19 protein-coding genes and 1 pseudogene are annotated in these 21,297 nt (G+C 71.1%); 14 read left to right on the top strand and 6 right to left on the bottom strand.

What is annotated here, in order from left to right; all coding sequences use genetic code 11:
* Positions 1-25: 25 nt before the first annotated feature.
* Positions 26-805 carry an SDR family NAD(P)-dependent oxidoreductase gene (locus tag ACH4SL_RS21585; RefSeq protein WP_398447894.1) on the bottom strand — a complete coding sequence of 260 codons (780 nt, stop codon included), beginning with the start codon at positions 803-805 and terminating at the stop codon, positions 26-28.
* A 366-nt stretch (positions 806-1,171) separates the two neighbouring features.
* On the opposite strand from ACH4SL_RS21585, the gene ACH4SL_RS21580 reads away from it, so the two are divergent.
* Positions 1,172-1,849 (top strand): hypothetical protein, encoded by a 678-nt coding sequence (locus ACH4SL_RS21580; RefSeq protein WP_398447892.1) that lies wholly within the window; start codon positions 1,172-1,174, stop codon positions 1,847-1,849.
* A 481-nt stretch (positions 1,850-2,330) separates the two neighbouring features.
* Here the strand turns inward: ACH4SL_RS21580 and ACH4SL_RS21575 are convergent, their stop codons facing one another.
* The gene (locus ACH4SL_RS21575) at positions 2,331-3,269 is read right to left on the bottom strand and encodes a hypothetical protein (protein ID WP_398447890.1); all 939 of its coding nucleotides are present in this window, start codon (positions 3,267-3,269) and stop codon (positions 2,331-2,333) included.
* Positions 3,270-3,408: 139 nt separating this feature from the next.
* On the bottom strand, positions 3,409-3,729 hold the full coding sequence (locus tag ACH4SL_RS21570; protein WP_398447888.1) for a hypothetical protein: 321 nt from the start codon (positions 3,727-3,729) through the stop codon (positions 3,409-3,411).
* Positions 3,730-4,115: 386 nt separating this feature from the next.
* On the opposite strand from ACH4SL_RS21570, the gene ACH4SL_RS21565 reads away from it, so the two are divergent.
* On the top strand, positions 4,116-4,562 hold the full coding sequence (locus ACH4SL_RS21565; RefSeq protein WP_398447886.1) for a hypothetical protein: 447 nt from the start codon (positions 4,116-4,118) through the stop codon (positions 4,560-4,562).
* 900 nt (positions 4,563-5,462) lie between these two features.
* Here ACH4SL_RS21565 and ACH4SL_RS21560 read toward each other — a convergent pair.
* A pseudogene (locus ACH4SL_RS21560) lies at positions 5,463-6,251 on the bottom strand (transposase); the annotation flags it as partial.
* A 108-nt stretch (positions 6,252-6,359) separates the two neighbouring features.
* On the opposite strand from ACH4SL_RS21560, the gene ACH4SL_RS21555 reads away from it, so the two are divergent.
* Entirely contained in the window at positions 6,360-6,812 is a 453-nt protein-coding gene (locus tag ACH4SL_RS21555) for a hypothetical protein (RefSeq protein ID WP_398447884.1), read from the top strand.
* Between the two features lie 122 nt (positions 6,813-6,934).
* Complete coding sequence (locus tag ACH4SL_RS21550) at positions 6,935-7,330, top strand: hypothetical protein (protein WP_398447882.1); 396 nt, start codon at positions 6,935-6,937, stop codon at positions 7,328-7,330.
* A 736-nt stretch (positions 7,331-8,066) separates the two neighbouring features.
* Here the strand turns inward: ACH4SL_RS21550 and ACH4SL_RS21545 are convergent.
* Positions 8,067-8,372, bottom strand: coding sequence for a hypothetical protein (locus ACH4SL_RS21545; RefSeq protein WP_398447880.1), 306 nt, complete (start codon positions 8,370-8,372; stop codon positions 8,067-8,069).
* A 343-nt stretch (positions 8,373-8,715) separates the two neighbouring features.
* On the opposite strand from ACH4SL_RS21545, the gene tap reads away from it, so the two are divergent.
* The 10 genes from tap to ACH4SL_RS21495 all read left to right on the top strand — a co-directional run bounded on the left by tap (position 8,716) and on the right by ACH4SL_RS21495 (position 20,811).
* Complete coding sequence (gene tap, locus ACH4SL_RS21540; RefSeq protein ID WP_398447878.1) at positions 8,716-10,938, top strand: telomere-associated protein Tap; 2,223 nt, start codon at positions 8,716-8,718, stop codon at positions 10,936-10,938.
* 6 nt (positions 10,939-10,944) lie between these two features.
* The gene (locus ACH4SL_RS21535; RefSeq protein ID WP_398447876.1) at positions 10,945-11,403 is read left to right on the top strand and encodes a protein kilB; all 459 of its coding nucleotides are present in this window, start codon (positions 10,945-10,947) and stop codon (positions 11,401-11,403) included.
* 3 nt (positions 11,404-11,406) lie between these two features.
* A complete protein-coding gene (tpg, locus tag ACH4SL_RS21530) occupies positions 11,407-11,964 on the top strand; it encodes a telomere-protecting terminal protein Tpg (protein WP_398447874.1) in 558 nt (185 codons plus the stop codon).
* A gap of 1,509 nt (positions 11,965-13,473) precedes the next feature.
* Positions 13,474-13,773, top strand: a complete 300-nt coding sequence (locus ACH4SL_RS21525; RefSeq protein WP_398447872.1) for a hypothetical protein — start codon at positions 13,474-13,476, stop codon at positions 13,771-13,773.
* Between the two features lie 12 nt (positions 13,774-13,785).
* Positions 13,786-14,484, top strand: a complete 699-nt coding sequence (locus ACH4SL_RS21520; RefSeq protein ID WP_398447870.1) for an XRE family transcriptional regulator — start codon at positions 13,786-13,788, stop codon at positions 14,482-14,484.
* 141 nt (positions 14,485-14,625) lie between these two features.
* A complete protein-coding gene (locus tag ACH4SL_RS21515) occupies positions 14,626-15,375 on the top strand; it encodes a transposase family protein (protein ID WP_398447868.1) in 750 nt (249 codons plus the stop codon).
* A 745-nt stretch (positions 15,376-16,120) separates the two neighbouring features.
* Positions 16,121-17,983 (top strand): P-loop NTPase fold protein, encoded by a 1,863-nt coding sequence (locus ACH4SL_RS21510; protein ID WP_398447866.1) that lies wholly within the window; start codon positions 16,121-16,123, stop codon positions 17,981-17,983.
* Positions 17,983-18,756, top strand: coding sequence for a hypothetical protein (locus tag ACH4SL_RS21505; RefSeq protein ID WP_398447864.1), 774 nt, complete (start codon positions 17,983-17,985; stop codon positions 18,754-18,756). Before ACH4SL_RS21510 ends, ACH4SL_RS21505 begins: the two co-directional genes overlap by 1 nt.
* Complete coding sequence (locus tag ACH4SL_RS21500; protein WP_398447862.1) at positions 18,749-20,047, top strand: hypothetical protein; 1,299 nt, start codon at positions 18,749-18,751, stop codon at positions 20,045-20,047. The genes ACH4SL_RS21505 and ACH4SL_RS21500 overlap by 8 nt, the downstream gene beginning before the upstream one ends.
* Complete coding sequence (locus ACH4SL_RS21495) at positions 20,044-20,811, top strand: TatD family hydrolase (RefSeq protein WP_398447860.1); 768 nt, start codon at positions 20,044-20,046, stop codon at positions 20,809-20,811. The genes ACH4SL_RS21500 and ACH4SL_RS21495 overlap by 4 nt, the downstream gene beginning before the upstream one ends.
* 322 nt (positions 20,812-21,133) lie before the next feature.
* Here the strand turns inward: ACH4SL_RS21495 and ACH4SL_RS21490 are convergent, their stop codons facing one another.
* Positions 21,134-21,292, bottom strand: coding sequence for a hypothetical protein (locus tag ACH4SL_RS21490; protein ID WP_398447858.1), 159 nt, complete (start codon positions 21,290-21,292; stop codon positions 21,134-21,136).
* Positions 21,293-21,297 lie beyond the last annotated feature (5 nt).

Raw genomic sequence — 21,297 nt, 5'->3', positions numbered from 1 at the left:
CAGGGTGCCGCTCCACGTCCTCGGCTCAGTGAACGGAGAATCCGCCGTCGACGAAGAGGGCCTGCCCGGTGACATAGGCGGAAGCGCGGCTCGCCAGGAACACCGCCGCGCCCGCGAAATCCTCCGCCAGCCCGTTGCGCCCGACCATGGTGCGGGCAGCGAGCGCCGCCACCCTCTCGGGATCGGAGGACAACCGTGCGTTGAGCGGCGTCATGACGAACCCCGGGACAAGGGTGTTGCAGGTGACGCCGTACGGTGACCAGGCTTCCGCCTGCGAGCGGGCCAGCGATTCCAGCGCCCCTTTGGAGACACCGTAGGCGCCGCTCTGGACGAACGCCCGGTGCGCCTGCTGCGAGGTGATGTGGATGATCCGCCCGAAGCCCCGTTCGGCCATACGGGGCCCGAACCGCTGCCCCAGCAGGTAGGGCGCCTCGAGGTTCACCGCCATCGTGGTGTCCCACACCTCCTCGCCCAGCTCCCCCATCGGGGGCCGCAGGTTGACCCCTGCGGAGTTGACGAGGATGTCGGGTTCGCCGAATGCCTCCGCAGCCTCCTCGGCCGCCGCGCGCACGCCGTCACGCGTGCTCAGGTCACCGCTCACCCAGGCCGCCCGGCACCCGTCGGCGACCAGTTCCCCGACCGTCGCGCCCAGCTCCGCCTCCCTGCGCGCCACCACCACGACCCCCGCCCCCGCCCGCGCGAGAGCCCCGGCAACGGCCCGCCCGATGCCGGAACTGCCACCGGTCACCACGGCGACCCGTCCGTCCAGCGAGAACAGTTCGGAGAGGTAGTTCTGCGAGGTCATGACCGAACCCTAGACGGCGGACCCCCCACACCGACGGCGGGGGCAGCGCCGATCCCGCCGGAGCTGCCGACCCCGATCATCGCGGTCGTGGCCGATGCCCTTGGGCTCCGGCCACGGTTCGTTTCGGCCCGGCCGCTTCCGAGGCCCGGCGGGCGGACAGCCGCCCCGGTACAGCACCTCCTGCGCATCGGGCCGGTGCAGGGCATCGGCGGCACCGCATCCCATGGGACGGCCGGCAAACCGACGCAGCTGGCCGTCCCGAGGATCTGCACACGCGCATCCTGGCGGGTGGCGGATAGGGGGTGGTGCCGCGCCGGCCCGGCGTAGTTGTCGGGAAGAGGGCGGGTCCACTCGGGGGGTGGCAGCATGTCTGTCATGACCGTGGGGCGCGAGGCTGTGCTGGTGGCTGCCGTCGGGATAGAGGTCGAGGGTGGCAGTGCCACGGTGGAGGTGCTGGCGGAGGCGTTGGGGGTCGGCCCGGAGCAGGTGCGGGAGTTGTTCCCGGACGGCGAGGCCGTCCACGGAGCGTTGCAGTTGTTCGCCGCGCAGCGGGTCGCAGCGGCGGTGGAGGCCGCAGGCCCCGAGGGGGAGGAGCCGGCCCGGGCCGTGCACCGTGTGGTGCGCCGGCTGATACCCGAGTCGGCGTTTGTGACGTTCCTCCTGGACGAAGGCCCCTGGCTCGACGAGGAGCCGAAAGCCTTGTGGGTCGCCGCGATCGGCCGCATCGACGAGGTCTTCGTGCGCGGGCAGCGCACCGGAGAGTTCTGCGGTGACCTGTCCGACGGCTGGCTGAGCGAGAACCTCCTCGAACCGATCACGGAGACCGGCTACGAGGTCGGCCACGGCAACGCGACCGTGGAGGAGGCCGGTGAGGAGCTGGCCTCCTCCACGGTCCGCTTCGCCGCGGAGCCCTTCCACGAGCCACCGAGCCGGTGCGCGCAACGCGCCCTGACACCGGACGCGACGGTGGCCTGCGGCCCGCGGAGCACCTGCCAAGTGCTGCGCCGCTCGGTAGGGCTCCCTGGCCCCGAGCCCGTTTCCTGACCGGTCCCCGCAGCACCGTCCTGTGGCCCCGGGGAGGAAGAGAGCACGTCTGGGTGGGTGTGGGGAGCATGGGGGTGTCGGGCGGATTCTTCGCGGGCGAGGAACCCGGGCCGCCTGACGCCCCCGATCCGCGGCAGCCCGGGGTGGAACCGGGTGTGGCCGGGTGTGCGTGATTCTCGCTGTGGACCTTCTGCCGCCGGCCTATCCACCACCGCCCGCGTGGCCGCCCATGCCGTTCTGGCCGCCGCGTTCCTTCGGTAGCGGCCGGCAACCGCGTGTGACTCTCCCGCCCTGGCAACTCCTGGCTCGCGCGCCGGTGTTCGCGGCCGTGGGCACGTACATCGGCACCGTGCTGACCGAGCGGGCCTGGGCCGACTGCCCGCTCGGGATATCCGCCTCCAACGGCGTCGGACTCGTGATGGGAACGATGCCGGTGGTCTGGGCGGCGATGACAGTGGCGATGCTGCTGACCCAGCTCTCCTTATGGGCTGTCGCGCTCCCTGTTCCTGCCGTGCGGTGTGTCCAGTGGCTGCTGCCTGTGGCCGCCGTCATTCTCTTCACCGCCGTCTATCGCGCCGGGATGCAGTCGCCGGTCGTTCAGCCGGACGGCACGTGTTACGAGGGCTATCCGATATGGCCCTTCCAGCCGAAGTACCAGCCGTAGCCGAGCTGCCCGTTCGAACGCCACGGCGGGCTCCGGCAGCGGCAGCACAGGACCGGCTACCGCTGGTACCCCGACGGTGCCCCGGCCCCTTCGCGTACGACCGGAGTGTCCTGCCTGGCCAGGCCCCTTGTCCTGAGGCCACCGGACCCTCGCGCGGTCGTGGGTTTGGCTGGCGGAGGGCGACATCCCCTGAGCCCAGGGGCGAGCGCCGCCGCCCCGGTTGTGCCCGGGCGTCAGCGAGGGGAGACGTCCAGTGATCCACTTCAGGAAGCGGTCCACGGCGGTGTCGGCGGGGTCCTCGACGGCGGTGGGGTCCTCCGGCCGGGTCTGGGTGAGCAGGTCGGTCAGGACCGGCGGCTGGCCCGCCAGCTGCATCACGACCTCGATGACCTGTTCGTCGGTGATGCCGTGCACGGCGAGCAGCTCGCGGGTCTCGTCCTCGGTGAAGACCTCCAGCGGGACGTCTCGGACCAGGCTGCGGTGCTCGCCCCAGCGCCGGGCGGCGAGTCGGCCCTGGCCCGACAGCACGGCAATCACGTTCAGCGGCAGCGCGCCGTACTCCTTGCCGACCAGCACGTCGGGAAGCCACTGGTTCAGCAGCTCCTCAGTGCGTTCGAACACGTCGAAGAAGAGCACCACCCAGGGCCATCGCTCGGCCGCCTCGACCAGGTCCCGGAGAAAGACCGGGGCCAGCACCCGCAGCGGCGGGACGACCAGCTGGACGTCGTCGTGGCTGCGCAGCCGGGAGCCGGCCACCGCACGGAGCCGGTCCGCACGCAATCCAGCTGCTCGGCGACCTGCTTGGGAGTCCGGCACTCCGGCCAGCGTCCCCCCGTGCCGGGGATCGGCAGCATCGCCAGGCCCATCACCCCGGCCTGGGCCGGCGCGGTGCCGGTCACCGACGCCTGCCCGTCGGGCGCCGGCGGGCCAGCTGGATGCTGACGGCTTCCATCACCTCGAGGGGGTCGTGCACGTCGTCGTCCAGGTAGACCGTGGCCGCCTCGCGCGCCTGCGCGGTGGTCTCCCACTGCCGGATCAGTGAGGTCTTGCCCACGCCGGCGTTGCCGTGGACGTGGTAGAGGTGCTGGAAGTCCTCGTCCTCTGCATTGTGCCCCAGGTTCTCCCGGAACAACGTCAGCTTCTCGGCCCGGCCGACGAACCCCCGGGCGGACGTTCGCAGGTTCTGCTCCTGCTGGCTCACCCGCTGCCTGGCCACTCCGCCTCCCTTGCCGCACTTGTCCACGGATGTTCGCCCTCTGGGCTGACATTGCCCACCCGTCCGCCGTCCGCCTCCGGCCGGCACGCTCGTTGCATTGACACCGGCCGGCGAATGGGACGGCACCGAGCCTGTTGGTCCTCGGCTCGGAGCCGGGTGCCGGGTCATGGGTTAGGCGGGGTTGGCCGGGGGGCCGTTGGACGGTTTGCTGCCGGATGCCACAGGCTGGGTGCGGAAGTAGGAGCCGGTGTGGTGGCGTTGTTGGCCGGGGTCGGCAGGGAGCCCCTCGGCGTACGGCCCTTGGCCGGCGACTGCGTACCCGGGCGGGAGGGATCTCCCGCCCGGGTGTGCGGGTGTGGTGGCAGCGGATCTGGTTCTGGGGGGCCATGGACGGGACGGCCATTGTTGCGACGGCTGTGGGCACGATCCTCGGCGTGGTCAGCACGCTCGCTGCCGATCAGGTTCGGTGGCGACGTGAGAGGTCGGAGCGGGATCGTGATGCGCTTCGCGCGGCGTTCACGCTGTACCTGACAGCCGTCACCCAGGCGCGTGACGCTTTCGCCCGAGCCGGACCCGCCCCCGACCGCGTCGGCCGGGGGCACCTGGCCATGGGCGAGCACGGCGTGTACAGCGCGCAGCAGCAGGTGGAGTTGGTGGCCCCTCAAGCAGTTGCCGACATGGCCGGCGGGGTCACCCTCGCGGTGCTCGACTTCTACGATGCGGTGACCGCCGGCCACCCCCCGGATTCAACGGAATACGTCCAGGCCTGGCGGGCGGTTCGTGATGCCCGTCGCGCGCTGCTCGGGGCAATGCGTGCGGCTCTGCGTTCGTGAGGGGCGGTGGGGCTCTCGGGGTCGACGGGCGGATTTACGCGGTCGCGTGCGGCGGCCGGTCGGGTCGGCGGGTTGGGCAGGGGGCAGGCCGTGGCCGGGTGCGGCCGGGGCCGGTGCTGGTGCTGGTGCGTACCCGGGACGCCGGCGTGGCTGCAGTTCGTCGAGGCGGCGGCCACGTCGGCGTTGCGTCTGCTGCCGCCCCGAGGGCGGGTGAAGGACTGGCTTACCGGTCTCGCCGCCGTTACGGCCCGTGCCCCGACGACGCAACCGGTAGCGCTGGTTCAGCGGGCCCGCTGCCCCGGAGGAGATAGGCGAGGACGCCGTGCCTACCGCCGTCGCCTTGCCGGCGCGGTCTATGTGCCACCGCACCGGTCCGTAAAACCGCGCCGGCGAATACGGCATCGGCCCAGATCGCCGCTGCCTTCGGGGACCTCGGCCGTCCCACCCGTGTGGTTACGCCAACCGCCGTCCTGCTGTGCATGTTCCGTGAAGCGCTGGGGCCCGGGTGGGGGAGTGCACGGCGGTGCTGGCGGAGCAGTCGGCCGACCCGGACCCCGGCACGCGCCCGGATGCCGGATGAGAAATCGATCAACTGGCCTGCCTGGGCCGCGGCTGCGAAGAGGCCAGAAGAAAGCCGTCCGTGCCGTGGTGCGCGTGTTCGATGCGCGGTTCGTGGGCGTCGAGGAGCAAGCGGCTCCGGTGGTTCGCGGTGGCGGGGGGGGTGCCCCTATGTCTTTGGTCAAGGTGATCGGGTGGCAGTGTGGCTGTCATGAGTGATGACGTGCCTGTTCGAGAGTCGGCGGGCGAGAGCATGCGGCCGTGCGACTTCTGCGGTCATCCGGTCGTGTTGGACTCGGTCGACGAGCGGGACTGCCCTGTGTGCGGCGAGGCCGCTGAAGATCAGCCGGCTGAGGCTAGCCGGGGTTCGTAGAAGGTGCCGTCGCGGAGCATCGCGAAGAGGACATCTGCCCGGCGTCGGGCGAGGCAGAGCAGGGCCTGGGTGTGGTGCTTGCCCTGGGCGACCTTCTTGTCGTAGTGGGCCCGCGATGCGGGGTCGCCCAGGGCTGCGAACGCGGAGAGCAAGAAGACCCGTTTGAGCTGCTTGTTTCGTCTCCTGGAGGGTTGTTCACCTCGGATCGAGGACCCCGAGCTCCGGGTCGCCGGGGCGAGGCCGGCGTAGGCGGCGAGGTGGCCGGTGGTCGGGAAGGTGCTGCCGTCGCCGACCTCGATCAGGATGCGGGCTCCGGTCCTGACGCGGACTCCCGGCATCGACGTCAGGACCTTCGAAAGAGGGTGATCCTCCAGGAGTTCCTCGATCCGCCCGGCCAACAGCTTGCGCTGGTCAAGGACAGCCGTCAGGGATCCGGCCAGGCTCGGGACGATCAGCGCGGCCGCCTCGGTCCCCGGAACGGTCACGGTCTGCTCGTCCAACGCGCCGAAGATCTCCTCGACCGGCCGCTCGGCCATCCTCGGCGCCTTCGGCCGCAGCAGCGTGACCAGCCGCCGCCGTCCCGCCTTGCGTATCTGTGCCGGTGACCCGAACCGCTCCAGCATCGTCAGGACGGCCGGGTGCTGCAACCGCGGTCCCAGGACCCGTTCCAGCGACGGGTGGATCTGGGTCAGCAGGCCGTGGAGCCGGTTGGCGACTCGGGTGGCTTCGCCGGCCAGGTCGTCGTCGAAGCCCACGACGCAGTAGATCTATGTCGAGGGCCGCGGTCGCCGCTGGGTCGGTTTTGAGTTCGCGAGTGTGGGGGGTGGGGGTGCTGGTTCCTTGTCTGCGTGGGGAGGATCTTCGCCATGTCGACGGATGTGAGCGGAATGATCGAGTGCCGGTCGGGGGCCCGGTTGTGGGGCTTCGGGGACGAGGATTGTGTGTGGGAGGCCGGTATCGGTCTCTTCCTCCTCAACAGGGGCAACGCCTATGACGGTCTGGCGTGCCTGTTCGGGGTCCGGAATTCCTTCGGGTTCCGTCCTGTGGCGGAAGGTCGTGGTTTCCCGGACGACGCCTCGGACGGGCTGAGGGGTGAGTTCGCCGGGTGCGGCGGCTCCCGCGATGTGTACGGGGCCACGTGGTTGACCTGGGCCGAGCTGGACAGCGCAGATTGGGAGGAGACCGATGCCTCGGGCACGCGGACCCGCGCCTCGGCGGCAGGGTTCGGCACAGGCTGGGGCCGGGTCTGGGGCGTCATGCGGATCCTCAGCGAGGTCCACGGAGCTGAGAACGTACGTCTTGTCGTGTGGTTCCACTGACTCGCTGAGTGTCTGGTTGGCCGTGCCGACCGACTGCGACGTTCGGTCACAGGACCGATTGGTCCGGGCTCGCTCGCGTACCCGCTCGGGGGGCGGGCGTCGTTCACGCGCACCGTACGTCAATGCTGGGCAACGCGTACGGCTACGGGCCGGTGGACGGCCCCCTCACCGAGGACCTGCCCATGGCGGCGACGACCGTGAAGGGCCGGGTCCGCGCGCGGATGTGGACGGACGCGCTGGCCGCCCACCAGGCGGGGCGGGTCCGCGTCGCCGAGGTACGCGCCAGTGAATACCTCGGCCCGGGCGCCGCCTCGCTCTGCACCCTGCTGGTGGTGCCTGCGGTGCTGGCCGGGCAGCCTGTGTCCTATCCCGGTGACCTCGACGTACCGCACAGCTGGAGCCACATCGGTGTCGTGGTGTGGGTCGTGGTTGTTGTTGCTTGGCGTGACGGGGTGTTCGGTCGTGCCTTGGGTGGGGTTGTGGTGTTGGTCGACCGCGTGGTGTGTGTGGGTGGTTAGGTTGGTGTGTGTCTGTGTTTGTTGTTGTGTGTCGTACGGGGTTGTCGGTTGGTGAGGCGTGGTGTCGTGTGACTGCGTGGGAGCGGCATTCCGGGTGTGTGCCGTTCACCCGGGTTGTTGTCACGGGGTTGCCGGTGGGGGTGGGTTCGGTTGTGGTTGCCGTGACGGGTGTGGGCCGGGTGGTGTTCGCTGATCCGATGCGGGTTGTGGTGTGGGAGCCGCCTGGCGGCGGTGGTGGTGGGGGTGGTCGGTGCCGGTTGGAGAAGGTGGGCCGGGTGGTTCTGGGTTGGGCTGAGATCGAGGTGTGTGCGGACGGTGGTGGTACGTACGTGCGCTGGCGTGAGGATCTGCGGGTGCGCGGTCTGCCGCGTGTTTTCGACGGCCTGGTCCGTGCTGTCTCGCGTGGTGTTTTCCGGCGGGCGGTCGCTGCTGTGCTGGCGGGGTAGGTGGTGGTTGCCCGGCGGCCGGGCGGTACGTGCTGCTGCGTGTTCTCCGGTGTCTGCGAGCGCCTGCCGGGCTGTGGCCACGACGGTGCCGCCCCCCCCCGCGTAGCCGAGGCGCGACGGCGGTGCCGTCCCCGTGCTGGGAGTGCGAGGGGGTGCTGCCCCTGTGCTGGACGTGTGACGGGGGGTCTTGTGTCCGGGCGGTCTGTCTCCGTGGTAGCCGGTCGGTGGGCGCTGGTGGTTGCTGTGCAGGGGGCACCGGCGTGGCCCCTGGGGGGGCTTGCGGGTGTGTGTCAGGGGATCGCCTGGGTGGGGGCGGTGGGGGTGTCGGTCTGTCCTGGGTGGCGCAGGGTCAGGCGGGCGGTGTAATGGGGTTCGTCGGTCTGGTGCTGCCAGGCCAGCCCGGTCACGGTGTAGGCGTCTCCTTCGGTCAGCCAGTCCGCGGCGGCCTGGAAGATGTCTGCGGCGTTGTCGGCGGCCAGTACCAGTACCCCGTCGTCCTCGACCGCGACCCACAGTCCCACGTGTGCGTTGACGAAGGATCCCGCTCGTTCCCGCAGTTCGTCCGCCACGCAGGGGGCGTGCACGTGTTCGGTCATCGTTGTCCTCCTCGTCCGGTCATTCGCTACGGCTCGTGTGCCCTCCTCACGCTCCGTCATACCTTCGCGGTGTGTCGGCCGTGGCTGCCGGTGTCCGCCCCCGGATCGGCGGGTGGCCGGGTTGCTTCCGAGCGGAAACGGCTGGCCCCCGCAGGGGGGCGGTTCCGCCTCGGCGGGCTCCTGCGCTGCGCTGCGCTGCGCTACGTGGCGTGGCGTGGCGTGGTGGTCCGGCCGGTGCCCCCCTTTTTTCGCTCCGGGTGGTGGAGCTTTCGAGGCGGTGGTGTGATTCGTGTGGGATCGGGTGTGCGGTCTTCGGTAGTGTGGTCTCGCGGAGGTGAGTCTTGTGCCTACGGAGAACGAGCTGTTCAGCGCTGTCGATGCGTTGCTGGAGCAGGTCCCGGCCGATGATCTGCCGCCTTCTGCGGAGCGCAAGCGGTTGCGGGAGGCTGCGGGGCTGAGTCAGGGTCAGGTCGCCGCGGCGCTCGGTACCCGGCGTGAGACGGTCGGGAGCTGGGAGGCCGGGCTGCGCGAGCCGCGGCCGCCGCAGCGCGCCGCCTACGCCCGGTTGCTGGAAGGGCTCGCCGCGCGGTTCCCCGCGGCGCCGGCCGACATCCCGGAGCTGCCGCAAGCGCAGGTGCCGTCCACCTCCGCTCCGGTCGGTGTCGGTGTCCCGCCGTTGACCGTCTCGCCCGCTGCCTCCGCGCCGGCTGCTGCGCCCCGCCCGGCGGCCGGGGCCGGGAGTACGTCGGTGTCGCATCGGCCGGCTGCGTCCCGCGGGGTGGTGGGTCTGGTGTCTGTGCCGGCTGGGGTGGTGGGTTCGCGGTTCGCGCACGGTCCGCTCGGTGTGCTGGACGGTGACGGGCAGTTGTACTGTGCCGGGGGCCTGGTGCTGGATTGTCCGGCGGGCACGGTGCCGGAGTTGGTGGAGTGGACGCTGGCCGAGGCGGGGCTCGGGGCGGTTCGGTTGCATCGTTCGGGTAGGGACTGCGATCCGCTGGTGGTGCTGACGGCCGCGGCCGCGTTGCGGTTGGGGCTGCCGGAGCACCTGGAGGACCGGCGTTCCATGCGGCTGCCGGACGGTCACCCGGTGGTCAGGCAGATCGGACGGGCGAAGTGGCTGCTGACGAAGCGGGGGTTCGGGCCGTGGGCGCGGGTCTACCGCCCGGCGCAGGGCGACCGGCGGCGGTGCGTGCAGCTGGCTGTGCTGCCCTGGGGTGCGCTGGACTCCCGTTCGTGGGGCGATGCCGGCCGGTTGCCCGCGGCGGAGCTCGCCCGGGTGCTGTCCGTGTATGCGGCTCGGGTGCTGACGCCGCGCGGCAGTACGGCGGTGGCGGGCCTGGAGCTGATGACGAGCTTGCGGCCGCCGACGCGTGCGGTCCGCGACGACGCGACCGGCACGTGGGTGTCCGGGCCCGTCCCGGGCTCGCTGGCCGCGGCGGTGGATCCGGCGCCGCCGGAGGCTCCGGACGAGCACCCGGTCGTCGCCGGGCTTTTCCCGCGCGGCCACCGGCGCACACCGGACCAGGTCCTCGACGAGGAGGCCTTCGACTGGATCCGGCCCACCGAGCTGCTCACCGACGCCGAGTGCGCGCGGCCGTTCGCGGTCGGTATCGACGTGAACACCGCGTTCCTGGCCGCCGCGAACCGGCTGGTCGTCGGTCTCGGAGCGCCCGAGCACGTGACGGCCCCGCGGTTCGACAAGAGCGTGCCCGGCGCGTGGCTGGTCGACCTGTCCGGCATCACCCTCGATCCCCGGCTCCCGTCGCCGTTCACGCCGCACGGGGAGCGCCCGACCGGCCCGGCGTGGTACGCCACTCCGACCGTTGCCTACGCCGCCGAGCTGATCGACACCTACCGGCTGCCGGTCCAGCTGCGCCCGTTGGAGGCGTACCTGCGGCCGGAGAGCGGCCCGTACCTGGACCCCTGGTACAAGCACCTCGCGGACGCCTACAAGCAGACGATGGCCGACCTCGGCGTCACCGCCGGCCTGGCACCGCAGCAGTTCCTCACCGCGATGGCCGGCCACAAGGACAGCGACCCGGGCATGGCCGCGGTGCTGTCCGCAATCAAGTCGACGGTGAAGGGCGGTATCGGCAAGCTCCGCGAGCGCCCGCAGGGCACTTCGTACCGGCCGGGGGAGCGGTGGCCGGCGCTGGAGCGTGCGACGTGGCGCCCCGACATCCGCGCGGCGGTGATCTCGGCGGCCCGGGTCAACATGCACCGCAAGCTGCTGAGGACCGCCACGGTGACCGGCGGCGTGCTGCCCGCGGTCCAGGAGGCCGGTGTGTGGGCGGTCCGGTTCGGTGACCGGGCGCTGATGCCGTTCGCGCTGCTGTCGGACTGCGCCGTCTACCCCTCGGCCGGCCCTTCGCCGCTGGACGTCCTGCCCTACGACGGGGCGGGCAAGCCGGCGCCGGGGACGTTCCGGCTCGGTGTCTCGCCCGGCATGGTCAAGCACGAGGGCACCCGCGAGCTGTACTGGGCGGTCGATCTGCTCGAGCAGCAGTACAACCCCGCACGCCACATCAAGGGCGACGGCCACGACGCCGCCGGCGAGGGAGAGTAGGACTCCGTGGGCGACACCGTCATCGCGGTGGCCGGCACCTTGCTCGGCGGCCTCCTGGCTGGGTTACTCCAGGCCCGCAGCACCCGCGCAGCCCGCATCGCCGATCGCGCGGAGCGCCGCGTGGACGACCTGCGCGCCGCGCTCGGCGCCCTGGTGGCTGCGATAGGCGACCAGCGCCGCACCATGTGGCACCGCGAGCACCTGCGCCTGACCGGCGCGTCCGCCGCTGACTACGACACCGCGCGGGCGGCCAGCCACACCACCCGCTCCGCCGTCACCGCACCCCTGGTCACCGTCTCCGGCCTCGAGCCCGACCTCGCCCCGGCCGCCCCGGCCGCCGCCCGGGCCGCTTTCGACCTGCGCGGCGTTTCCGACCTCGACACCCTTGCGGCCATGCGGGAGCACGCCGTCACCGCCACCGACAACCTGGTCGCCGCCGCCGGCTGCACCTTTCAAGGAGCTTGAACCGTGGGTGAGGTCGACGATGCACTGCGCCGGGCGGCGGCGAACACCGCGACCCGCCCCATCCCCAGGAGCGCGCAGGCCCGGATGCGGTTCCTGGTCAGGGCCGAGAAGGGCTCCACCCGGGCCGCGGCCGCCCGCCTCGGGGTCACCCAGCGCACCGTGGAGCGCTATCTCAAGGGCACCCTGCGCCGCCCCCGCGCCGAGCTGGCGGCCCGCCTGGAGCGCGAGGTCCGCCGCGACTGGCAGCCCCGTGTGCGGGCCCGGGCGAAGAAGCAGGCTGCGTCGGCCACGGGCATCGTGATCGAGACGAGGGCCCGGTTCGGGTTCACCGCCGCTCCCGGGTCCACCGACGACAGCCGGGTCCGCCGTATCACCCAGCATCTCCCACCGGTCTACGCCGCGAAGCTGTTCGACGCGCAGTCCGCCGGTGCGACCGAGCAGGAGTTGCGGGCCATCGCCGCCGAGGGTCTGCAGGAGGTCTACTTCACGGACCGCGGCCGCCGCGCGGCCGGCCTCGTGGTCGAGTTCACCGACATCGACTACGTCGAGCTGGACTTCTGAGTCCCGGACGCCCGACGGCGGCACTTACCGGTGTCCGTCTACGCTCCGGCACCGTGACCGGCGATCCCGGGCGTATCTGTGCATGCTTGTCGTCGTGTGCGGGGGTGGGGGTGTGGGTTTGGGCGTCCCGGAGTGCCTTGACGCGCATGTCTGCGGCGGGCTCGGCGCGCGGTCCCTCCCCGGGCGCCCGGGCCGCGGCCCCGCCTGCCCGGAGGCCCGTTCTGCCTGTGCACCGGCACCGGTCTGTGGCCGGCACCGGTGTGCGGCCGGTGCCGGTGTGCGGCCGGCACCGGTTTCCGGCCGTCGTGGAGCGCGCCTTGCGCACCGTGCCGTGGTGGTGAGCCGCTGCCCCGGGCAGGAGTTCGAGGTTGCGCACCGCCGCGTCCGAGGCCTCGACCTGGTGCGGCAACGGCGTCATCGCCGGGACGGTGTCCACCGCCTCGGCGCTCGCTGCGACCGCCACCGTCACCGCTCCTTCCTCGTGCCGAGCCGCTACACCTTGCTCACCCCGGTCCAGCGCAGTCGGCGCCGGCCTTGCACGGGCGAGGCGGACCGGGGCAGGTTCTCGCAGGCCTGGAACAGCCCGACCCGCCAGGCTGCGCGCCTGCCTCCGGGCCGCTTGCGCGCCTGCCTCCGGGCCGCCCGCGGCACCCCTGGACGCCCGGGGAACGGCGGCGCCTGCCGCCACCGCGGCCGCCCAGCCCCCGCCCAGCCCCCTGCGCTTCTGCCCGGGGTGTCGCCCGGCTGGGATACCCGCGATGGTCGGAGCGCCGGCAGCCCGAAGGACTGGGAGCCGCCGGCGCTGCCGCCCGAGAACGCTCCCGGCCTCACCGGGACGAGAGCATGCCTGACACCCCGCTTCTCACCGGCCGGCCGGCCAGCGGGCGGGCGGTCCGGGAGGAGCGGGGTGGATACGGCGAAGCCGATGCCCGCCCCGGCAGGTCGGAGGGAAATCCTTCCCCTCCGGTCTTTTCAACCGGCGGCTGCATCGGCTTCTCTGGTGGACGCGCCAACGTCCCCCAGCGTTGGGCGGCGGACGCGCAGCGTCCCCCCGTCCCTCCCTGTGCAGTGGTGGAGCCAGCAGCAATCAGGGCCGCAAGACGCTCCGGTTGGAAGGGCGTCCTGCTGTGGGTACGAGCATGATGCCTCATCGAGATCCGTGCAGAGACGAAGCGGGCCGGATCTGAGCCAATCGGGGCTCCGGTGCGCCCGCCCCGGGGGCGGGGACGGCCGGGCCGCACCCCTGTTGTGCCTGCTCCCGGCATACGAGACCGGGCCCGGTGAATTTCCGCCGCTTTCCGTCGGACACGGATGGACACGGATGGCGGTGAGCCAATGGGCCGTGGGTATCCACGTTGCGGCGCGGGTACTGCGATGCTCGGTTGCAGTAATCCCCCTTCGCGCGCACGAGGGCGCCAACCCTCGCACGAAGGACGTCAGTTGGAGCCAGCAGCCGTCCGGCGGTCCGCAGATCGCCGGACGGTTCCCCGCACACATCAGGAGCCGCTCGTGGCCCAGAACGCCACTTCCCGCCGCCGGCCGGACGCATCCGCGTCCGCGCCGGCTTCACCGTCGGACCTGAAGCCCGCCTCGGCGCCCGGGTTCGGCCTGTCGCACGCGCTGGTCATCATCGCGTGCGTGATCACCGCAGCGGTCCTCGCCGAGCTGGGCATGGACGCCCGCGACGTCCTGCTGCTCATCGGCGGTGCCGCGGGCATCGGCGCCGCGGTCGTGGTCGCGGTAGGCACCGGCGGCCGCACCGGCGGCCTGGGCCGCCTCCTGCGGGCCTACCTCAACTCGGGCAGCTGAGGGGGCCGGGCCATGGCAGGACGACCCGACAAGCCCGTGGACCGCACGGTGCCGGCGCTCGCCAAGCTCGCCGAGCACCTGCGCACCCTCAAACGGCGCGCTTGCCTCACCTACGGCGAGATGGAGCTGATCGCCCGCACGGGCGAACGGTTCGCTCCCTACCCCGTCTCCGCCGCGACGCTCAAGCGCGCGGCCTCCGGCAAGACCCTGCCGGCCGTGACCACGGTCCAGGTCTACGTGGTGGCCACCACCGGGCACCTCGACGTCCTCGACGTGCAGCCCCTGGTCAGCGAGGTGTCCTACCTGCACGAGCGGGCCAGGCGGGCGGTCCGGGCGCGGTACCACCTGTACCGGGCGCCCGACCCGCAGCTGGTGTCCACCATGGCAGACATGAGCCGGGCGCTGCGCGACCTCCACGTGTGGGCCGGGTCGCCGTCCGCCCGCGCGATGGAGGAGCGGGCCGGACAGCACAACGTCCTGCCGCACACCACGGCCAACCGCATCCTGCAAGGCCGCACCGTGCCGGTCGACGAGCCGCAGTTCACCGGCTTCCTCCGCGCCTGCGACGTGGAGGCGGAAGAGCATGAACTCTGGCTCGACGCCTGGCACCGGGCAGAGAAGACCTATCTGCGTCTCCGGCAGCGCCGAGCACTGAGCAGGGCGCTTGCGGGAATCGACGTGGAACCTGCGGCCCTGCATTCCGTTGCATAACTGAGCTTCTTCGGGGGGGGCCACCGATCGGGTGACGGTCAGCAGTCTCCAACTGGCCGACGGCCACAAGCGCAACGGGCGAGGCCCCCGGGCTGTTGATCGAGATGTCTGACGTCTCAATCACGCTGCTCGGGGGCCTCGTTGGTCATCTATCCTGCCGCACTCGACCTGCCGCATGCGCTCGTGGAGTGGGTGACCATGCTGATCGTCACCCGCGAGGGTGACCGGCGCTGCAAGCTCCGCCCGTCGCATCGCGCGATGGTGGCCCTGGTCTATCTCCGAGAGCACATCACTCTGGCGAAGATCGCTGCCGGGTTCGGGATCAGCGAGGCCACCGCCCACGCCTACACCAGCACGGTCATCGGCCTGCTCGCCGAGCGGGCGCCGGGCCTGCTGAAGGTCCTGCGCGAGGCAGATCCCGAGTTCGTCCTGCTCGACGGCACCCTCGCCGAGTGCGACCGGGTCGGCGACAGTCGGGCCGACTACTCGGCCAAGCACCGCCGCCACGGCGTGAACGTCCAGGTCGTCACCGACCCGGAAGGCCGGCTGCTGTGGCTCTCACCCGCACTGCCGGGCCGAGCCCACGACCTGACTGCCGCCCGCACCCACCGCATCATCCGCACATGCGAACGCCAGGGCGTCCCCATCCTGGCCGACCTCGCCTACCAGGGCGCCGGCCCCTGGCTGACCACCGGCATCAAACGCAAGCCCCTGCAGGAACTCACCCCCACCGAAAACACCCTCAACCGCGCCCTGGCCGCAGCACGAGCACCCGTCGAACGCGGCGTCGCAAGGCTGAAGTCCTGGCGGATCTTCCGCCGATCGCGGTGCAGCCCCAACCGCATGACGTCAATCGCCAAGGCCGTCCTCACTCTGGAGCGACAACGCTGAAGAAGCTCACTGAATCACGGCAAAACACCCCGGAACGCATTCCGCGTTCCGGGGTGTTTTGCCGTGATTCCGGCGACGCGCGGGTCTCCGTCCGGTGCCGGTGGGTGGGGCGGGGGGGGGTGTCCGCCGTGGCCCGGGCCCCGTCCTCGGGGTGATGCCGGGCGGGTCCTGGCGGTGGCCGCGAGCCCCGTTCGGGAGCCCCTGCGTGATGATCGGCGCGGGCGTTGCCGTGGGGTTGCTGTCCAGTCGCACCGGAGGCCTCAAAGCAGTGATGCTCTGACCTGTGGTTTTACTTCTCAAGTGAGATCGGGTAGAAGGTGCTATTCGCTTATCTCGGACAGGCACTCGCTGCTACGTCGCGGGTCGGCTCGATGTCCTGTTTCTAATGCGACGATGCGTCTTGTGCTGAGACTTCCTTTGTGGCCAACAGAGGGGCGTTGGACTCGCCGCTGATGATCTTGGGCAAGGTGCCCGGCGAGGTGGGGCTGCCCCTGTGTATTGAGGCGGAGAGCGGATCCGCCTGCTGCGGGCCTGGACCGTAGGGGTTGGACCCGGCGCAGTCGCCAAGTGCACGTCGGTGTCGAGGTGATTCGCTCTGGTGTGTCGGTGGGTGTCGTTAGGGTTGTCCGTAGGTTCGTGTGCCGAGGCGGGGGCGGAGCACATGGAGGATCGACTGCGACGGTGGTTGAAGTGTGGGCATGGAATGGGACGTCGGCGCTCGGGCAGCGGTTGATCGGGGCAGGCGGTGACGGGGGGCGGCGCGGTTTCCACGCTGCTGTCTGACGACCCGGCGGCTGTTGACCTGCTGTCATTCGATGCGGTGGCGCACACCGTCGTGGACGCCTTGCTGGACCCTCACCTGGATCCGGTTGCGCTGGGGCTGTCCGGGCGGTGGGGGTCGGGGAAGACGACCGTTCTGAATCTGGTGGCTGACGAGTTGACCAGCCGCGTCGCGGCGCCCAACAAGGTGTTGGTCCTGCGGACCGACCCGTGGCGCTATGACCCCGCGTCAGGCGCGAAAGAGACCTTGATCTCTGAGGTCCTCGCCGCGCTCAAGGCGGAGCTCGACGACCACAAGACGTTCGCGGGCAAGGCGAAGGCCCTCTTCCTTCGGCTGAGCAAGCGCATCGAGTGGGCCAAGGCCCTCAAGCTGGCGGCCACGTCGTCGCTGACGTTGCAGATCCCGAGCATCGACAGCCTCTTCGAGCTGGTCAAGCCCGGTGAAGGGGATGCTGCCCCGGAGCGGGGGCTTGATGCGTTCCGCGACGAGTTTGCCCAGCTGATGGCCTCTGAAGAGCTCTCTCATGTCACAACCATGGTGGTTTTGGTCGATGACCTGGACCGCTGCCTTCCGCAGACGGTCGTGGAGACCCTGGAGGCCATGAGGCTGTTCCTCGCCGTCCCGAAGATGTCCTTCGTCATCGCTGCGGACGAGGAGAGGGTCGCCGATGCGATCCGGACCCGCTTCGCCTCGACGGGCGCCGCGGAGCCGGGCACGGAGGACCGCCAGGATCCCGCCACGCTCTACCTGCACAAGATCGTTCAGACCACGGTGCCCCTGCCCGCGCTCAGCCACTTCGACACTCAGGCCTACCTCCTCCTGCTGCAACTGCATGCCAGCGCCGGAACCACGCCGTACGGGGTCCTGGTGACGCGCTGCGCGCAGGTGCGGCGCGAAGGCGGCAGCATCGACGCCATCGGCGGCATCCCTGGTATTCAATTCGCTGACGAACTTGCCTTCGCCACGCGACTGACCCCGCTGCTGTACGAGAAGCTCCATGGAAACCCCCGATTTATCAAGCGGTTCCTCAATGATCTTCATGTGCGGCAGGCGGTTGCCCGTCGCCGCGGGATCAACCTGGACCCGGGCGTCGTCGCCAAGCTGATGGCGCTCGAGGCGCTGATGAAGGCCGAGTTCGGGCAGATGCTCAGCTGGCTGGCCAAGGGTGAGATGCGGCTGCAGCTGGAGGCGCTGGAACAGGCCGCCGGACGGCAGGAACCCGCGCCCGCGTCCACCGCGCAGACGGGTGCGCGGGCCGGGACTACTCCTCCCCCTGAGCAGCCAGCACCTGCCGGGCAGTTCTCGCAGGCGATGCTGCGCTGGGCGACCCTCGCGCCGCCGCTGCAGGGCCTGGACCTGGCCCCCTACCTGACACTGGCCGCCTCCTACGCCGGCATCTCCCTGATCGACGACAGCCTCCCGGAGCGTCTGCGCGACATCGCCGCGAATCTGCTCTCCGAGACGGAGCGGCATCTGGTCACCGATGCACAGCTGACGGCCATCGGCGAGGGCGACACATCCGACCTGCTGCGCCACCTGGGACGCTCCATGCGTGACCGCCCCGAACGTCAGAAGGCGGCGGTCAACGCCATCTTGCGTATCGCCCGACTGCGCCCCGCCGCAGTCGAGGTGGCGGGGGAGACACTGCGCATGCTGCCTCCCAGCGACCTCACGCTCGCCACACCCATGCAGTTCCAGCCGACCGATCCTGCCCCGATCAGAGACGCCCTGACGCACTGGCAGCAGTCCGGCGCGGTCACCAACGAGCGGGTCAGACGCTCCCTGGACGTCGCGTTGAGGCCGGCCAGTCACGGGAGCGGCGCCTGATGGGGACCAGCGGCGCGTACACGGGCAGCGGCGGGAAGATCGGGAAAGACCTACGGGACGGGATCAAGGAGTTCCTCGGCGCGCCACCCGGATCACCCCCGGCCACACCGCCCGGCCAGTCCGATCAAACAGACCATCGGCACGGGCCGCCGATCAACCCGGCGGTGTTCCGCGCCGCCCTGCAACTGCTGCGGCCCAGCACGGGCGGCGGCGGGGGCGGTGACGGGCCCGGCGGCGCAGGCGGGGGCCGCGGCGGGGGAGGCCCGCAGCGCACCGCGGCCGCAGCGGCCGGCAGTGCGGGCCGGGCCGCGGCCGCAGCCCACGCCTACGCCACCGGCGATGCCGCAGCGCTGGACGCGCTCGGCCTCAACTTCGCCGAACTGCAGGCCTTGGGCGACGACTTCGAGGTGGTGCGCCGCATCGTCGCCAGCGCCTGCGGCACCCCGGATAGCACCATCGGCGACGCCGAACAGCGGTGGGTCGCCGCGGGCGTCGCTGAATGGATCATCGAGAACGAGCAGAACAATCCGGAGGCAATCGTCCGCCAGACCATCGCCGCAATCATCACGCAGACCGTGCTGGTGGAATCCGGTGACCTCATCAACCACCACCCCGATGCGGTGGGCACGGAGCGCGACATCCGTGACGCCGCGGAGGCACTGGCCACCAAGGCTCAGCTGTCGGTCGGCGGCACCAGCGAGCAAGAGATCACCCGCGCGGTGGAAGAGGGCCTGAACACGCTCCGCGAGATCCTAGGAGGACCGGATGCCTGACTTCACCCTGCGGCTCACCGCTGACGAGCCCATCACGGACCACGAAGCCCGCTCCTCCTTCTACTGGCTGCCGGACCCGCGATCCTCCTTCCGCGGCATACCGCCGACACTCCACCCCCTGACCGCCGTGCCGGCGCTCAACCGCGACTTCATCCGCGTCGCCGCCACCGTCCTGGCCGCCGACCGCTCCGTCCGGCGCGCAGGCGGAGGCTCCGACTGGAACCAGCGCCGCATCAACCTGACCGTCCCAGTCTCCGACCCACACCGCTGGAACGAAGCCGCCCCGGAACTCGCCGGCGTGCTGGCCTTCCTCAGCGGCGACCACTGGACGCTGACCTTCCACCAAGACACCCCACAGCCACACACCGCCCAGTCCGACGAACCGCCGGCCGGTCACGCGCCGCGCCGAGTGGTACTCCTCAGCGGTGGCGCGGACTCCGCAGTTGGAGCGCTGCGCTCACGCACCGAACTGGAGGACGGCGAGAGCCATGTCCTTCTCTCCCACTTCAGCAACACCATGCTGCCCCCGATCCAGAGACACGTCGCCGAGCAGGCCCAGGACCTCACCCCCGGCCCAGGCCAGGACCACATCACCATCCAGCTCGGACGCGGCCGCAAGCGTATCGACGGCACCCCCTACCCCTCGGAGTCGACCACCCGCACACGTTCCCTGCTCTTCCTCGCCCTGGGCCTGGCCGCGGCGGCACCCTACCGGGTGCCACTGTGGATCCCAGAGAACGGCTTCGCGTCCCTCAATCCCCCGCTCGGCCCCGAGCGCCTCGGCAGCCTGTCCACCCGCACCACCCACCCGCGCTTTCTCGAGGACCTGTCCCAGACGCTGGCCGGCATTGGCGTCCACGCCACGATCGAGAACCCCTTCGCGACCAGCACCAAGGGCGAGATGTTCACCTGGGCCGCCGAGCTCTTGGGCAAGGAGAAAGCCTCGGCCTATCTCAGCGCCACCCACTCCTGCTCCCTCGTCGGTCAGTGGACCCACGGCTTCGGGGCCAACCGCTCCTGCGGGGTCTGCTTCGGCTGCACCCTGCGCCGGGCATCCTTCACGGCCTCCGGGATCGAGGACCGCACCGACTACATCGACCCGGGCGCCGACGACGCCGCAGTAGCCTGGCTCGCGAACAAATCGGTACGCCAGCCCGTACGCAACCTCGTCCAGCGCGGCGTCACGGGACGCGACGTCGCCGTCATGAGCCTGCCCGATACCTACCCGCTGCGCACGGCACTCGACCTGTGCCGCCGCGGCCTGGCCGAACTCGAGACGCTGCCCTCATGAGACCACTGCCTCCCATCGACCTGCACACCCACATCGCACCCGATATCGCCCCCGGCGAACTCCAGGTGCTGAACGCGGTCCTGTTCGCCGCCACCCGCACTCTGGACGAAGCCGAGCAGGCCCTGAAACGCGCGGACGCCGCGACGATCTGGGGCGTCGGCTGCCATCCCGGGCTGGCGCGCGCCCAAAAGACGTTCACCCCCGACCGGTTCACCGACCTGATCAACAGCACTGCCTACGTCAGCGAGATCGGACTCGACGGCAAGTCCCGCATCGCTCTCGACACGCAACAGGCCACCCTGGCCAGCATCCTGGCAATCCTCCAGGAGCAGCCGCGGATCGCCAGCATCCACAGCTACGCGGCCACCGACACCGTCCTTGACCACCTGGAACAGCGCCCCATCGCTGGCTCCGTCCTTCACTGGTGGCTCGGCACCCCTGAACAGACCCGGCGCGCCCTCGACCTCGGCTGCTACTTCTCCGTCAACGCCGCCATGCTGCGCGACACGCAACTCATGGCCGTCCTGCCACTGGATCGGGTCCTGACCGAGACCGATCACCCCTTCGGGGACCGCGCATCCGGCGCCGAGCGTCGCCCCGGCGGTGTCGAGCCGGTCGAGCAGGCCCTGGCCCGAGCCCAGCAGCTCCAACCCCAGCAGGTGCGCGCACAAGTGTGGCAGAACCTAGCCCGTCTCGTCAGCGCCACCCGCACAGGGCGCCTCTTCCCACGCGCCCTGCGCACCGTGCTGGCCGCAACCCCGTAGAGCAGCGGCCTCGGCAGGCTGGGCTCGGCCTTGCTCGCTCGGGTGCTGCCGGACAGGGGAGCGTTTCCCGCGCGCTCCCGCCACTCGTCGCCGCCATCTGGGCTGCGGGCGACGTGAGCACGGCAGCCGTTCGTGGTTCTGTTGCCTCAGCGGGCCCGCCGTGATCGGTTGCCCGTCAGCCTGCGCGTGGGCCGGGGCCGTGTCGCTGCCGGCTGACGGCTTTCTCGCGCGCCGGACTTCGCACCGTACTGGGCGCCACCACATAGCGGCGGGCGAGGTGGGCCGCGGTCGGCTGCCGCCGGACCGGCCAGCAGTTGACGGCTCAGTGCGTCGGACGCAGCGCCTGAAGGCCATCGCCTCTGCGGACCAGAACGATGTCGCCGACCACATCGGAGACCGGGTGCGCACTGTAGATCAGGCCACCTGTGGCGCCGTGGACGAGAAAGGTGCCGGGCAGCTCCCCGGCGAACGCGAACGCCATCCGCG

The organism is Streptomyces sp. NPDC021020 (genome assembly GCF_044333285.1).
Taxonomy (GTDB): domain Bacteria; phylum Actinomycetota; class Actinomycetes; order Streptomycetales; family Streptomycetaceae; genus Actinacidiphila.
Note: the sequence above shows the minus strand (reverse complement) of the source record. Positions and strands in the feature narration are given on the sequence as shown.

What these genes read in the sequence shown, in the direction of transcription:
- ACH4SL_RS21585 (WP_398447894.1), bottom strand. Translation starts at nt 805, where the DNA reads ATGACCTCGCAGAACTACCTCTCCGAACTGTTCTCGCTGGACGGACGG.
- ACH4SL_RS21580 (WP_398447892.1), top strand. Translation starts at nt 1,172, where the DNA reads ATGTCTGTCATGACCGTGGGGCGCGAGGCTGTGCTGGTGGCTGCCGTC.
- ACH4SL_RS21565 (WP_398447886.1), top strand. Translation starts at nt 4,116, where the DNA reads ATGGACGGGACGGCCATTGTTGCGACGGCTGTGGGCACGATCCTCGGC.
- ACH4SL_RS21555 (WP_398447884.1), top strand. Translation starts at nt 6,360, where the DNA reads ATGTCGACGGATGTGAGCGGAATGATCGAGTGCCGGTCGGGGGCCCGG.
- ACH4SL_RS21550 (WP_398447882.1), top strand. Translation starts at nt 6,935, where the DNA reads ATGCTGGGCAACGCGTACGGCTACGGGCCGGTGGACGGCCCCCTCACC.
- ACH4SL_RS21545 (WP_398447880.1), bottom strand. Translation starts at nt 8,372, where the DNA reads ATGACCGAACACGTGCACGCCCCCTGCGTGGCGGACGAACTGCGGGAA.
- ACH4SL_RS21520 (WP_398447870.1), top strand. Translation starts at nt 13,786, where the DNA reads ATGGCAGGACGACCCGACAAGCCCGTGGACCGCACGGTGCCGGCGCTC.
- ACH4SL_RS21505 (WP_398447864.1), top strand. Translation starts at nt 17,983, where the DNA reads ATGGGGACCAGCGGCGCGTACACGGGCAGCGGCGGGAAGATCGGGAAA.
- ACH4SL_RS21500 (WP_398447862.1), top strand. Translation starts at nt 18,749, where the DNA reads ATGCCTGACTTCACCCTGCGGCTCACCGCTGACGAGCCCATCACGGAC.
- ACH4SL_RS21495 (WP_398447860.1), top strand. Translation starts at nt 20,044, where the DNA reads ATGAGACCACTGCCTCCCATCGACCTGCACACCCACATCGCACCCGAT.
- ACH4SL_RS21490 (WP_398447858.1), bottom strand. Translation starts at nt 21,292, where the DNA reads ATGGCGTTCGCGTTCGCCGGGGAGCTGCCCGGCACCTTTCTCGTCCAC.